The 12,191-nt window shown below is 71.5% G+C and carries 15 protein-coding genes; 10 read left to right on the top strand and 5 right to left on the bottom strand.

Annotated elements, in window-relative coordinates:
* The first annotated feature begins 104 nt into the window (after positions 1-104).
* From ACWEN6_RS32415 to ACWEN6_RS32405, 3 genes are all read left to right on the top strand, one after another.
* Positions 105-746: a class I SAM-dependent methyltransferase gene (locus ACWEN6_RS32415; RefSeq protein ID WP_452575577.1), complete on the top strand. Its 642-nt coding sequence runs from the start codon at positions 105-107 to the stop codon at positions 744-746.
* 244 nt (positions 747-990) lie between these two features.
* On the top strand, positions 991-1,323 hold the full coding sequence (locus ACWEN6_RS32410) for a PadR family transcriptional regulator (RefSeq protein ID WP_452575575.1): 333 nt from the start codon (positions 991-993) through the stop codon (positions 1,321-1,323).
* 4 nt (positions 1,324-1,327) lie between these two features.
* Positions 1,328-1,936, top strand: coding sequence for a hypothetical protein (locus tag ACWEN6_RS32405; RefSeq protein WP_452575573.1), 609 nt, complete (start codon positions 1,328-1,330; stop codon positions 1,934-1,936).
* Positions 1,937-2,050: 114 nt separating this feature from the next.
* Here the strand turns inward: ACWEN6_RS32405 and ACWEN6_RS32400 are convergent, their stop codons facing one another.
* Positions 2,051-2,938: an SAM-dependent methyltransferase gene (locus ACWEN6_RS32400; protein WP_452575571.1), complete on the bottom strand. Its 888-nt coding sequence runs from the start codon at positions 2,936-2,938 to the stop codon at positions 2,051-2,053.
* 344 nt (positions 2,939-3,282) lie between these two features.
* A complete protein-coding gene (locus ACWEN6_RS32395) occupies positions 3,283-3,852 on the bottom strand; it encodes an NADPH-dependent FMN reductase (RefSeq protein WP_452575569.1) in 570 nt (189 codons plus the stop codon).
* Between the two features lie 210 nt (positions 3,853-4,062).
* On the opposite strand from ACWEN6_RS32395, the gene ACWEN6_RS32390 reads away from it, so the two are divergent.
* The gene (locus tag ACWEN6_RS32390) at positions 4,063-5,112 is read left to right on the top strand and encodes an alpha/beta hydrolase (protein ID WP_452575567.1); all 1,050 of its coding nucleotides are present in this window, start codon (positions 4,063-4,065) and stop codon (positions 5,110-5,112) included.
* Between the two features lie 35 nt (positions 5,113-5,147).
* Here the strand turns inward: ACWEN6_RS32390 and ACWEN6_RS32385 are convergent, their stop codons facing one another.
* The 3 genes from ACWEN6_RS32385 to ACWEN6_RS32375 form a co-directional block, all read right to left on the bottom strand.
* On the bottom strand, positions 5,148-5,450 hold the full coding sequence (locus ACWEN6_RS32385) for a putative quinol monooxygenase (RefSeq protein ID WP_452575565.1): 303 nt from the start codon (positions 5,448-5,450) through the stop codon (positions 5,148-5,150).
* A 266-nt stretch (positions 5,451-5,716) separates the two neighbouring features.
* Entirely contained in the window at positions 5,717-6,298 is a 582-nt protein-coding gene (locus tag ACWEN6_RS32380; protein ID WP_354926225.1) for a DinB family protein, read from the bottom strand.
* 121 nt (positions 6,299-6,419) lie between these two features.
* Positions 6,420-7,274 (bottom strand): metallophosphoesterase family protein, encoded by an 855-nt coding sequence (locus tag ACWEN6_RS32375; RefSeq protein ID WP_354852063.1) that lies wholly within the window; start codon positions 7,272-7,274, stop codon positions 6,420-6,422.
* 185 nt (positions 7,275-7,459) lie between these two features.
* Between ACWEN6_RS32375 and ACWEN6_RS32370 the strand changes: the two genes are divergently transcribed.
* The 6 genes from ACWEN6_RS32370 (at position 7,460) to ACWEN6_RS32345 (ending at position 12,069) form a co-directional block, all read left to right on the top strand.
* Positions 7,460-9,106 (top strand): ABC-F family ATP-binding cassette domain-containing protein, encoded by a 1,647-nt coding sequence (locus tag ACWEN6_RS32370; RefSeq protein ID WP_452575563.1) that lies wholly within the window; start codon positions 7,460-7,462, stop codon positions 9,104-9,106.
* A gap of 139 nt (positions 9,107-9,245) precedes the next feature.
* Entirely contained in the window at positions 9,246-10,235 is a 990-nt protein-coding gene (locus tag ACWEN6_RS32365; protein ID WP_452575561.1) for an NlpC/P60 family protein, read from the top strand.
* 122 nt (positions 10,236-10,357) lie between these two features.
* A complete protein-coding gene (locus ACWEN6_RS32360) occupies positions 10,358-10,642 on the top strand; it encodes a DUF6458 family protein (RefSeq protein ID WP_354852021.1) in 285 nt (94 codons plus the stop codon).
* A 216-nt stretch (positions 10,643-10,858) separates the two neighbouring features.
* A complete protein-coding gene (locus tag ACWEN6_RS32355) occupies positions 10,859-11,251 on the top strand; it encodes a ChaB family protein (RefSeq protein WP_452575559.1) in 393 nt (130 codons plus the stop codon).
* A gap of 93 nt (positions 11,252-11,344) precedes the next feature.
* Positions 11,345-11,803, top strand: coding sequence for a hypothetical protein (locus tag ACWEN6_RS32350; protein ID WP_452575557.1), 459 nt, complete (start codon positions 11,345-11,347; stop codon positions 11,801-11,803).
* Between the two features lie 2 nt (positions 11,804-11,805).
* Entirely contained in the window at positions 11,806-12,069 is a 264-nt protein-coding gene (locus ACWEN6_RS32345) for a DUF4235 domain-containing protein (RefSeq protein WP_354852026.1), read from the top strand.
* Positions 12,070-12,191: the final 122 nt, after the last annotated feature.

The following is a 12,191-nucleotide window of genomic DNA, read 5'->3' as shown; positions in this document are numbered from 1 at the left end:
GGCCGGGGCCGTGAGCCGGGCAGAGCTTAGGTCGACGCCACTGCCGAAAAAGTGCTGAAATCGGTCATAGGGACGTTCCGCCGTGTCGGTCGGGTGGTGAGGCCATGGATTGGCGTGATGCCGGGCTGATCGGAGTCCTGTACGACGTCGGGATCGAGCACAGGTGGCTGGGCCTGATCGGCGGGCGTGCAATGTGGGGCGCGGACCTGCGGCGCCACTACCGCGACATCGCCACGCTCGGCTCGTCGGCGGACCGCGGGGCGCGGGTGCTCGACGTCCCGTGCGGGGGAGGCGTCGCCTTCCGGGGCATCCCCCGAGACGGCTCGTGGCGGTATGTCGCGGTGGACCTCGCGCCGGTGATGCTGCGACGGGCGCGGGCCGTCGCGGAGCGTCACGGGCTCGCGAACCTGGTCCTTACGCAGGCGAGCGTGACGGCGCTGCCCTTCGCCGGCGCGACCTTCGACCTGTGCCTGAGCTACTTCGGCCTGCACTGCTTCCCCGACCCGGCCGCGGCGCTCGCGGACATGGCGAGAGTGTTGCGGCCAAGCGGGCTGCTGAGGGGGACGTCGGTGGTGCGCGGTGGCGGGCGGCGGCAGGACGCGGCGATCGCGGTCCTCCGGCGCTTCGGCGTCTTCGGCGAGGTGGGGACGGCGGCGGAGCTGGCGTTCTGGCTCGAAGCGGCGGGGCTCGGCGAGATCGCCGTCGACCGCGACGGCGCCGTCGCGTACTTCGCCGCCCGCCGCTGACCGTCCTCGCGTGTCGGGGGCCGCGCCTGGTCGTCGGTGCCGTCACCTCCGCGCCCGTCCCGTAGCCCGCTCCCTTTCGTTCGCCGCCGCCGCACCCGCCGCCGATCGTCCCCGCGTGCTTCGCCGGCCCCGCGTGCGGCCGATCCGCAGGAAGGCCGTGTCGTGTGGAGGCCGACCCGTGTGGAGCCCGTGTCGTGGGTGCCCGCCCCTTGTGGGATACATCGTTTGGCGATATATATCGGATATGGCGTTGCGTGAACAGAGTTATCTGATTCTGCTGGCTCTCGCCGAGGGGCCTTCGCACGGGTACGGGGTGATCAAGACCGTGCGTGAGGTGTCGGAGGGGCGCGTCCGCCTGGGGCCTGGCACGCTCTACGGCGCCCTCGACCGCCTCGCGACCGAAGGGCTGGTGCGGGTGAGCGGGGAAGAGGTCGTCGACGGCAGGCACCGGCGCTACTACGAGCTCACCGGCCCGGGCGAGGAAGTCCTCACCGAGGAGACCGCCCGCCTGGCCCGTCTGGCCGCCGGCGCACAGCGGCGGCTCAACCTGCGTGCCCGACCAGGGATGGGGGTGTGACCGAGTGGACTCCTACGAGCGCGCCGCCAGGCGGCTCATGTTGGCCTACCCTCCGCGCTATCGCGAGCATCGCGGCGACGAACTGCTCGCGACGCTGCAAGACCTGGCCGAGCCCGGCCAGACCCGGCCGACTCTGCGCGACTCGCTCGACATGGTCCGTGGAGGCATCGCGCTGCGCTTTCGCGAGCATCCACGGCTCGCCGCGTGGCTGCGCTACCGTTTGCTCGACTGGCGCCTGCCGTACGAATACCGGTGGTGGGCACGCGACGACCTGCTGAGAGGGCGCCGCGCGTGGCGTGCCACCGTGCGAACCGCTCTGTCGCCGGTCGTGCTGCTCGTGCTGTCATGGATGGTCGGCGTGCCGCGCCCATGGGGCCTGGTGCCGGAGGTACTGATGGGACCGGTGGCGGTGTGGGTCATCAGCTGGCTGGAGGACGAGCGGCGGCGGCGCAAACTGCTGGCCCTGCACGAGTTCCATGCGGACGGCACGCCCATGCCGCCGGTGCTGCCCCGGCCGGACCAGCGGGTGGTCGGAATACCCGCGCCCGACGAGAGGCCGGCGGGCCGGGGCGTGACCGCTGGGAGATGGGGCCGTCGTCGACCCGGCCGGTGACCTCGTTCCGCGTGGCCCGTCCGAGCCGCGTGGCCCGTCCGAGCCGGTGTGACGACGCGGACGGGCCACGCGACGGGCCACGCGGAGGGTGGCCGGAGGAGGAGGTCCGGCGGGTCAGGACTTGTGGGCCACGCCGCCGACGCAGGCGACCTCGGCCGCCTGGTTCCACAGGCCCGGGTCGACGCGCCACCGGGACACCGAGACGATGCCGGGTTCGAGCACGGTGAACCCCTCGAAGTAGCCGGCGATCTGCTCGGGGCTGCGCGGGGTGTACCCCACGACGTCGGGCCCGGCGTTGTGGCGCCGCAGCGCCTCGACGTACGACGGATCGGTGTCGGCGCCGTCGTAGAGGGCCAGGTAGCTGCCCGGGGGCAGGGCGTCCATCAGCCGGTTCACGATCGAGCGGGCCTCGTCGTAGTCGGGGACCAGGCCGAGGATGCCCATCAGCATGAGCGCTGTGGGCTTGGTGAAGTCGAGCGTCTTGGCCGCCTCCGCCAAGATGAGCTCAGGGTCGCGCACGTCCGCCTCGATGTAGTCGGTCGCCCCCTCCGGCGTGCTGGTCAGCAGGGCTTGCGCGTGCACCAGCACCAGGGGGTCGTTGTCGACGTAGACGATGCGCGAATCCGGGGCCAGGCGCTGGGCGACCTCATGGGTGTTGTCCACCGTGGGCAGGCCGGTGCCGATGTCCAGGAACTGCCGGATGCCGGCCTCGTCGGCGAGGAATCGCACCGCGCGGGTGAGCATCTGACGGGAATGTCGGGCGATGTCCACCATGCCGGGGAAGACCTCGCGGACCTTGTCCCCGGCCATCCGGTCGACCGGGTAGTTGTCCTTCCCGCCCAGCAGGTAGTTCCAGATGCGGGCGGAGTGCGGGACCGAGGTGTTGATGCGCGGCGGCGCGGGACGCTCCAGGTCGTCCGGCGCGTTGGCCGGGACCTCCGTCTCGGCTGCCGGGAGCTCTGTCTCGGACGCGGTATTCGAGGGGGTGCGGTCCTCGGCCATGGGGGAAGCCTCCTGCATTGCGTTGGTTCTGCTCGGAGGGTACGCCGGTCGGAGCGCGGCGGCGTACGGCCCGGACGGGCCCGTGCGACCCGTGCGGGACGACCCCCAGGTCAGCGCGGCAGCAGGAGAGAGAAGCCCGGAAAACGCGAGATCCCCGGGCGAGGGCCCGGGGATCCGGCGAGGCGGCGACCGGGCCGCCTCGCCGATGTCCGTCCCCGGTCCGGGTGACGTCCGTCGCGGCTGAGGCGATGTCCGTCCCCGGTCGGGGTGACGTCGTCGCGGTCAGAACGGCGTTCGTCCCGGGTCGCGGGTGACGTCGTCGCGATGGGGGCGGTGTGGCCCGTTCAGGCGGCGATCGGCCGGCGCAGTGAGGACAGCGCCTTGCTCCAGGCGACGACCTGGTCGAGCATGGTGTCGACGGCCGCGGTGTGGTACGAGGCGGGCGCGAACTGGCTGTAGTTGACGAAGTCCGTGATCAGCGACAGGGCCACCTGGGCGCGGACGTCGGCCACCTGCAGCTCGCCCATGATCAGGCGCAGGTGCTCGACCGCGCGGGTGCCGCCCATGCTGCCGTAGCTGACGAACCCGGCCGCCTTGTTGTTCCACTCGGCGTAGAGGAAGTCGATGGCGTTCTTCAGCGCACCCGAGGTGGAGTGGTTGTACTCCGGCGTGACGAAGACGTAGCCGTCGAAGGAGGCGATCTTGGCCGCCCACGCCTTGGTGTGCGCGTTGGCGTACTGGCCCATGGAGGGCGGAATCGCCTCGTCGAGGTGCGGCAGGTTGTACTCGGCGATGTCGACCAGCTCGTACTCGGCGTCGCCGCGGTGCTTGGCGATGTCGTAGACCCAGTTGGCGACGGCCTCGCCGTTACGGCCCGGGCGGGTGCTGCCGAGGATGATGGCGATCTTGGTCATGGTGGTCCGAATCCCTTGTCTTGCTCACGGCCGATCGGTCCCCGGCGCGTACGCCCGGAGACCGGCTCCACATGCTTGCCACAGCAATAGTTGCGGCGTGGAATAAGGTAGCGAGCAAATGCTGATATGTCAACGAAGGGCTCGGTGATGACTGGAGAGGCGCGCCAGGGAGGTTCGTGATACGCATGTGAGGGCCTAAGGAGGATGCCGATGTTGCCCTGGCAGGCTGACCTTGCGGGACGGCTCGACGAGCACGTGTTCGACAGCGAGCTGTTGCGCGGGAACCCACTGAAGGACCCCCACCAGCGACCCCTGTGGGTCTACGTGCCGCCGGGCTACGACGACGAGCCGGAGCGGCGCTACCCCACCGTGTACGTCATCCAGGGCTACACCGGTCACGTGGCCATGTGGCGCAACCGCACGCCGTTCCGGCTGCCGTTCCCCGAGGCGGCCGACCATGTGTTCGCCATGGAGCAGGCCCCGCCGGTGATCGTGGTCTACGTGGACGCCTGGACCGGTTATGGGGGCAGCCAGTTCGTCGACTCGCCGGGCACCGGCCGTTACCACTCCTACCTCTGCGACGAGATCGTGCCGTGGGTGGACGCGCACTACCGCACCCTCGCCGGCCGCGACCATCGTGCGATCACGGGCAAGTCCAGCGGCGGCTTCGGCGCGATGATCACCCCGATGCTGCGCCCCGACCTGTTCGGCGCCTTCGCCACCCACGCGGGCGACACCCTCTACGAGTTCTGCTACCTGCCCGAGTTCGCGGACGCCGTGCGTCACCTGCGGGCCTACGACGGCGACATCGGGAGATGGTTCGACGCCTTCCTCGGCCGCACCGCCTTCACCGACCCGGCGGACGGCACGCTGCTCGGCGTCCTCGGCTGCTCGTCGGCGTTCTCGGCCGCCGAGGACGGCACACCCGAGCTGCCGTTCGACCCGCGCACCGGGGTGCTGCGGCCGCAGGTCTGGCAGCGCTGGCTCGACTGGGACCCCGTGCGCATGGTCCCGAAGTACGCCGAGGCCATGCGCTCGATGCGCGCGGTGTGGATCGACGCGGGGACCAGGGACGAGTTCAAGCTCGACATCGGCGCGCAGGCGTTCCGGGAGGCGCTGCTCGCCCACGGCGTCTCGGAGGAGATCATCCGCTTCGAGCTGTTCGACGCCGGCCACGGCGGCATCGACTACCGCTACACGCTGTCACTGACCTGGCTGGCCGAGCGCCTCCAACCCGGAACCACCCCGCCTACCCGGTAGCGGCACACCCCTGAGCCGGAGCGGCACTTCGGCGGTCAGGTCGGCAGTTTGGCGGCGAGGACGTCGACCCGTTCGACGGTCGGCGGCCGGACGAAGAGCTCGTCCGCCCTTTCCATCAGGGTCGCCGCCACCTTGCCGCTCAGGTGCGCCTGCCGCCCGGTGTCCTCGGTGAAGGCGTTGAAGATGCCGTACGTCGCGCAGTTGATGCGCAGCGCGAACCACGTCGGCGGGTCGGAGTCGTCCTCGATGCGGCCGAGGCTCTCGCGCAGGAAGCTCTCGATCTCCGCCTCTTTGCCCGGCCGCGCATGGACGCGCACCAGCAGGCCGACGGTCAACATCGGGCATCCCTCCTCCCGCTGGCGCGTGCTCCGTAACGCCTTCTCCGTCCCAAGGTCCTACCCGGCGTAGGAATACGACGAACAACCATAAACCGGAAGTTGCCCGCCCTTGGTGGACTCCGGGACGAGCAGGGGAACCCCCGGCCGGGTCACCCGGACGCGGGGCACCAAGCCGGGCATCAGGCCGGGGGCCAGAGCGAGCGGTGACGGCGCAAGGCCGGGAGCCGGCGCGACGTGCCGGCGTGCCGGGTGTGCGACCAGGTCCGCTAGGCGTGGTCGGTAGGGGGTTTCCAGGGCTGGAGCCAGGGAGTGGCGGGCCAGCCCTCGGCGGCGGCCATGAGCGGGAACGCGGCGGCCCCGTCGATCGACTCGCGCACGATGTCGGCGTGGCCCGCGTGCCGTGCCGTCTCGGTGATCAGGTGGAGCAGGACCCAGCGGACCGACCATGCCTCGACGTCGTCGGGGAACCACGGCACCCCCTTGGGCACCGGGACGGCCTGCCCGAGATCGGGAATGCCGGCGATGGCGGCCTCGGTCTCCTTGGCCACCTGGTCGTACAGGTCGAGGACCTCCGCCAGCGTCTCGCCGGGCGCCAGGCGGAAGTTGGCGTCGTACTCCTCCTCGGAGTCGCCGCCCGGCCGTTGGAGCACCATGGCGACCCAGCCGCGCTCGACGGTGGCGGCGTGCTTGATCAGGCCGCCGACGCTGAGGGAGGAGGCCGACGGGGTGGCCCGCGCCTGCTCCTCGGTGAGGCCGTGGGCGGCGAGGCGCAGCACGTACCTGTGCTGGGCGAGGAAGGCGAGCAGCCCCTCGCGCTCGTCCGCGATGGGAGGAACCTGTCCGGGCATGAGAAGCACACCTCTCGGCAGAGCGGCGGATGGGAACGTCGCGCGCGACACTCGCATCATCGCAGCCAGGTCCGACAGAATCCGCGCACCGGCGGCGGAAACCCAGAGGTGGGACCGGGGCTCAGGCGTGGGACAGGTCGGGGAAGACGTGGCGGAGGGAGTCCATCCCGGGGACGTTGTACATGTGGCGCTCGCGCGGGTAGCCCAGGGAGACCTCCTGGAAGCGCACGCCGTCGTACCAGGTCGTGCGCGGGATGTGCAGGTGCCCGTAGATCACCGTCGCGGCGTTGTAGCGCAGGTGCCAGTCGGCGGTCTCGACCGTGCCGCACCACTGCGCGAACTCGGGGTGCCGCAGGACGTCGGTGGGCTCGCGCACCAGCGGGAAATGGTTGACCAGGACGGTCGGGATCGACGGGTCCCGTGACAGCAGGCGCCGCTCGGTCTCGCGCAGCCGGGCCCGGCACCAGGCGTCGCGGCTCGGATACGGGTCGGGGTGGAGCATGAACTCGTCGGTGCACACCACCCCCGCCTGGTACGCCCCCGCCAGCGCCTCCTCCTTGGTGGTGCCGGGCGCGCGGAAGGTGTAGTCGTACAGCAGGAACAACGGCACGATGGTCACCGGGCCACCGGGGCCCGTCCACACGGCGTACGGGTCCTCCGGGGTGAGCACGCCGAGGCGGCGGCAGATGCCGACCAGGTGGCGGTACCGCGCCTCGCCGCGCAACTGCACGGGGTCGTCCTTCGGCGTCCAGAGCTCGTGGTTGCCCGGCGTCCAGATGACGGTGGCGAAGCGCCGCGCCAGCACGGTGAGCGCCCATTCGATGTCGGCGACGAACTCGCCCACGTCGCCGGCGATGACGAGCCAGTCGTCGTCGGACTGCGGCCGCAGGCGTTCGACGATCTCGCGGTTCTCGGCGTAGGCGACATGCAGGTCGCTTATCGCCATCAGGTTGCCGCCGTCCGCGCCTCCGATCATCACACGGCGATCGTAGCCGGGATCTCCCTGACCGGTCATGCCGCGACGGGCGGCGCACCCGCCTTCCCATGGCGGGTAGGGGTGGGCAAGGGGGAGGGGGCGGCCGGGCCGTCGCCGCGGAACCGCCGTGCGGGGTGGCGGGCGGGTTGTGCGACGGTGTGGTCCGGGCCGGATAGCGTTTGGGCATGAGCGCCACCATCGTCGCCAAGGATCTCGCCGCCGGGCACGGCGAACGGGCCCTGTTCTCCGGGCTGAACCTGGTCGTCGCCCCCGAGGACGTGATCGGCCTGGTCGGGGTGAACGGCGCCGGCAAGTCGACGCTGCTGCGCATCCTCGCCGGCATCACCGCCCCCGAGCAGGGGTCGGTGCAGCTCAGCCCGCCCTCCGCGGTGGTCGGCTACCTGCCGCAGGAGCCCGAGCGCAGGCCGGGGGAGACCGTCGCGGCGTTCCTCGCCCGCCGCACGGGCGTCGACGCCGCGCAGCGCGACCTCGACGCGGCCACCGAGGGCCTGGTGGAGGGCCGTCCCGGCGCGGACGACGCCTACTCGGCCGGCCTGGAACGCTGGCTCGCTCTCGGCGGCGCCGACCTGACCGAGCGCGCGGAGGAGGTCGCCGCCGAGCTCGGCCTGGCCGTGCGGCTCGACCAGCCGATGACCTCGCTGTCCGGCGGCCAGGCCGCCCGCGCGGGCATGGCGTCCCTGCTGCTCAGCCGGTACGACGTCTTCCTGCTCGACGAGCCGACCAACGACCTCGACCTCGACGGCCTCGACCGGCTCGAGCGCTTCGTCAACGGGCTGCGCGCGGGCACCGTGGTGGTCAGCCACGACCGCGAGTTCCTCGCCAGGACGGTGACCAAGGTCGTCGAGCTCGACCTTCCCCAGCAGCAGGTGCACGTCTACGGCGGCGGGTACGAGGCCTACCTCGCCGAGCGGGAGGTCGACCGCCGGCACGCACGCGCCGAGTACGAGGAGTTCGCCGACACGCGGGCGGCGCTGCAGTCCAGGGCGCTGACGCAGCGGGCGTGGATGGAGAAGGGCGTCAAGAACGCCCGCCGCAAGGCGCCCGACAACGACAAGATCGGCCGCAAGTTCCGCAGCGAGGCGACCGAGAAGCAGGCCGCCAAGGCCCGCCAGACCGAGCGCATGATCGAGCGGCTGGAGGTCGTCGAGGAGCCCCGCAAGGAGTGGGAGCTGCGCATGGAGATCGCCGTCGCGCCCCGGGCCGGCGCGGTCGTCGCCACCCTGCGCGGCGCCGTGGTCAGGCGCGGCGCGTTCGCCCTCGGGCCGGTCGACCTGGAGGTCGGCTGGGCCGAGCGCGTGGCGATCACCGGGGCCAACGGCGCGGGCAAGACGACGCTGCTCGCGGCCCTGCTCGGCCGGGTGCCGCTCGACGAGGGGCACACCGCTCTCGGCCCCGGCGTGGTGGTCGGCGAGGTCGACCAGGCGCGCGGCATGTTCTTCGGGGACGAGCCGCTCATGTCGGCCTTCGGCGCCGCCGTGCCGGACATGGCGCCGGCCGACGCGCGGACGCTGCTGGCGAAGTTCGGGCTGAGGGCCGCGCACGTGCTGCGGCCGGCGGCCACCCTGTCGCCCGGCGAGCGCACCCGGGCGGCGCTCGCCCTGCTCCAGGCGCGCGGGGTGAACCTGCTGGTGCTGGACGAGCCGACCAACCACCTCGACCTGCCGGCCATCGAGCAGCTCGAGTCCGCGCTGGACTCCTACCCGGGCACGCTGCTGCTGGTCACCCACGACCGGCGGATGCTGAAGGCCGTGCACACCACGCGCCACCTGCGGGTGGACGGCGGCAAGGTGCGCGAGGCCGCCCAGACCTGACGCCCGCGCTCGCGGATCCCAATTGGTGTGAACCGGTGGGGCGGGTCCCGCGTACCTCCTGGCGCGAATCGCCGTGCCCTGGCTTCCGCGTGCCGTGGCGGCCCCGGGCACGGCGCGGGTCGATCGGGAAGGGGTCTCCGTGCCGGTGCGCAGCATCCGCAAGGGGCTGGTCCCGGCGGCGGCCGCGCTGGCCGCCGCCGTGCTGCTCACGTCTCAGGGAAGCGCCGTCGCCGAGCCGCGCCCCACCATCGCCCAGGCGAAGGCGCGCCTGACGAAGTTGCAGGACCAGGCGGACGCGATGGTCGAGCGCTACAACACCGTCAACGAGCGCTACAAGGCCGCCAGGAAGAAGTACCGGCAGCTCGACGGTGAGCTGGGCCGCGAGCGGGGCAAGGTCGAGGACCTGCGCCGGAGCGTCGTGTCGGCGGCCTCGAACCTGTACCAGTACGGGGAGATGACCAGCGTGTCCGGCATCATCAGCCAGGACGACCCGTCGGGGCTGCTGTCCGCGCTCGCCGTGGCCAACCAGGTGTCGGAGGGGCAGGCGCGCACGCTGCGGGAGTTCGACGTCGCCACGCGCGGGCTGCGGGCCAGGCGCGGCAAGGCCAAGACCGCCTACGACGACATGGCCCGGACCCTCGCCGAGGTGGGCAAGGAGAAGAAGAAGGTCGAGAAGCTCGTCGGCGAGCAGGAGAGGCTGCTGCGGCGGCTCAACCAGTTCAACGCGGGCGACCCCCAAAGCCGGGGCATCCGCTACGACGGCCCGGCGTCGGGCAATGCCAGGGTGGCGCTGCAGTTCGCCTTCGCTCAGGTGGGCAAGCCGTATCGCTGGGGGGCGACGGGGCCGGGCGCGTACGACTGCTCCGGTTTCGCCCAGGCGTCGTGGGCCAAGGCGGGGGTGAGGCTGCCGCGCACCACCTACCAGCAGTGGGCGTGGGGGGCCCGCCGCCGGGTCTCGCTGAACGACCTGCAGGCCGGCGACCTGCTGTTCAGCAACGGCCTGGGACACATGGGCATCTACGCGGGCGACGGCAAGATGGTGCACGCCCCGCACACCGGTGACGTGGTGAAGGTGGTGGCGCTGGACTCCTACTGGCGCGGCCGCCTGATGGGCGCCGTCCGCCCCTGACACCCGCGCGGGCCTTCGTGCGCACCGGCTCCTGGCGGAGTTCTCCGAGCTTGAGGCGGGTTCGACGTTTGAGATTCGTGTGCGGGAAAGAAGGGGGGGCGAGGAGCGAAGGAGGCTTTTCCATGACCATAGCCGGAAGCATCTTCCTGATCATGCTCGGCGCCATTCTCACATGGGCCGTCGAGTTCGACCTCGCGGGCGTCGACATCAACGTCGTCGGTGTGATCCTGATGCTCGGAGGCATCGCCGGACTGCTGTTCGGCATCTGGCGTCTGACGAACGTGCGCCGCACCGCCGTGACCCGGACGACCCCCGTCAGCACGGTGCCGGTCAACCCCGTGACCCCGGTCGACAGCACGCGCACCCAGGTGTACGAGGAGCGGCGCTACGACGACCCCATGATCTGACCTCGGACGTGGCCGCCGGGACGGCGGCGGAGGCCGCGGCAGTGCCGTCCAGTACGGACGTGTCACGAAATGTCATGGCCTGCTCCAGGAGTGTGCCGGGTTGCGCAAAGTTCGCGACCCGGCACGCGCGAGCACCGCGCCGCCGGGAACGTCAACCGTCGTCCCAGCGAGCGGGGCCGTCGAGTCACTCCGTCCAGTCACAGGGAGGCACACGCCATGCCGGGAAAGCAGGAACTTCCGTCCACGATCGAGCGCTCGCCGAAGAAGGCGCAGGAGACCTGGATCAAGGCCCACGACTCGGCCGTCGAGACCTACGGTGAGGGCGAGCGGGCGCACCGCACCGCCTTCTCCGCCCTGAAGCACTCGTTCGAGAAGGTCGGCGACCACTGGGAGCCCAAGAGCAAGAAGGGTCCCTCCGACGCGCAGGCCGCTCGGAGCACCCCCGAGCAGGGCAAGACGGCCGAAGGCGTCGACGCGAACGCCAGCAAGAAGCACCTCGCCGAGGTCGCCGCGCGTCTCGGCATCCCGGGCCGCTCCAAGATGGACAAGGAGCAGCTGGTCGAAGCCATCAAGAAGGCCAACCGCCGGGCCACCGCCAAGGCGCGCTGACCGGTGCGCCAGCGTCCACCTGCCGGTGAAGGGATCCCACGTTAGAGCCCCTTTCCGACGGGTAGCAGGGGGTCCACGGCAAAGGAGGACACGATGGCGGACACCACGGGCCGCGCGCACGACGCGCTGGTCGATGTGAAGAAGAACGCGGGCGACCTCGCGGTCAAGGCCGGCGACAAGGCCGGCGTGCTGGCTTCCAAAGCCGGCGACGTGGCGGGGGACCTGGCGGCCAAGGCGGGGGACAAGGCCGGGGACCTGGCGGCCAAGGCCGGCGACAAGGCCGGCGACCTGGCCGCCCGAGCGGGGGACAAGGCCGGCGAGTTCGCGGTGAAGGCGGGGGACAAGGCCGGCGAACTGGCCGCCAGGGCCAAGAACAGCGACCTGGCCGGCAAGGCCGGGGAACTGGCCGACAGGGCGCGCTCCACCATGCCCGACGAGGTCAAGGACGCCGCCGACAAGGTGGTCACCCAGGCGAAGAACCGGCCGTGGGTGACCGCGGCCGTGGCGGCCGGCGCCCTGCTCCTGTGGAGGATCCTGCGGAGGAAGAAGTAACCGTGAAGAAGCTCGCCTACAGGTCCGTGGGAGCGCTGTCCGGCATGGCCGGCGGCTTCGTGTCCAGCTTGATCTTCAAGCAGGTCTGGAAGCTGGTGGCCGGCAAGGACGACGCTCCCCAGGCGACCTCCAAGCAGTACGGCTGGAGCGAGGTCCTGGTCGCCGCGGCCATCCAGGGAGCGATCTTCGGCCTGGTCAAGGCCGCGATCGACCGCGCCACCGCCGAAGGCGTCCAGAACGCCACCGGCGAATGGCCCGGCGACTGACGCCTCGGCCGCACAGCGGTTCCCTCACTCCGACCGAAAGAAGCGCCGGCGCCCCACAGGGCCCGGCGCTTTTTCGTGGGATCTGCCGGGGAAAGCTTCGTGGGATCCGCAGGGAAAGGGCG

The organism is Sphaerisporangium sp. NPDC004334 (assembly GCF_053602655.1).
This window is presented reverse-complemented; position numbering and strand designations above follow the sequence as displayed.

Bases quoted from the DNA above. Each gene is read 5' to 3' on its own strand.
- ACWEN6_RS32380 (WP_354926225.1), bottom strand. From the start codon at position 6,298: ATGCCCGGACAGGTTCCTCCCATCGCGGACGAGCGCGAGGGGCTGCTC.
- ACWEN6_RS32395 (WP_452575569.1), bottom strand. From the start codon at position 3,852: ATGACCAAGATCGCCATCATCCTCGGCAGCACCCGCCCGGGCCGTAAC.
- ACWEN6_RS32370 (WP_452575563.1), top strand. From the start codon at position 7,460: ATGAGCGCCACCATCGTCGCCAAGGATCTCGCCGCCGGGCACGGCGAA.
- ACWEN6_RS32390 (WP_452575567.1), top strand. From the start codon at position 4,063: ATGTTGCCCTGGCAGGCTGACCTTGCGGGACGGCTCGACGAGCACGTG.
- ACWEN6_RS32375 (WP_354852063.1), bottom strand. From the start codon at position 7,274: ATGATCGGAGGCGCGGACGGCGGCAACCTGATGGCGATAAGCGACCTG.
- ACWEN6_RS32410 (WP_452575575.1), top strand. From the start codon at position 991: ATGGCGTTGCGTGAACAGAGTTATCTGATTCTGCTGGCTCTCGCCGAG.
- ACWEN6_RS32385 (WP_452575565.1), bottom strand. From the start codon at position 5,450: ATGTTGACCGTCGGCCTGCTGGTGCGCGTCCATGCGCGGCCGGGCAAA.
- ACWEN6_RS32350 (WP_452575557.1), top strand. From the start codon at position 11,345: ATGGCGGACACCACGGGCCGCGCGCACGACGCGCTGGTCGATGTGAAG.
- ACWEN6_RS32355 (WP_452575559.1), top strand. From the start codon at position 10,859: ATGCCGGGAAAGCAGGAACTTCCGTCCACGATCGAGCGCTCGCCGAAG.
- ACWEN6_RS32400 (WP_452575571.1), bottom strand. From the start codon at position 2,938: ATGGCCGAGGACCGCACCCCCTCGAATACCGCGTCCGAGACAGAGCTC.
- ACWEN6_RS32415 (WP_452575577.1), top strand. From the start codon at position 105: ATGGATTGGCGTGATGCCGGGCTGATCGGAGTCCTGTACGACGTCGGG.
- ACWEN6_RS32360 (WP_354852021.1), top strand. From the start codon at position 10,358: ATGACCATAGCCGGAAGCATCTTCCTGATCATGCTCGGCGCCATTCTC.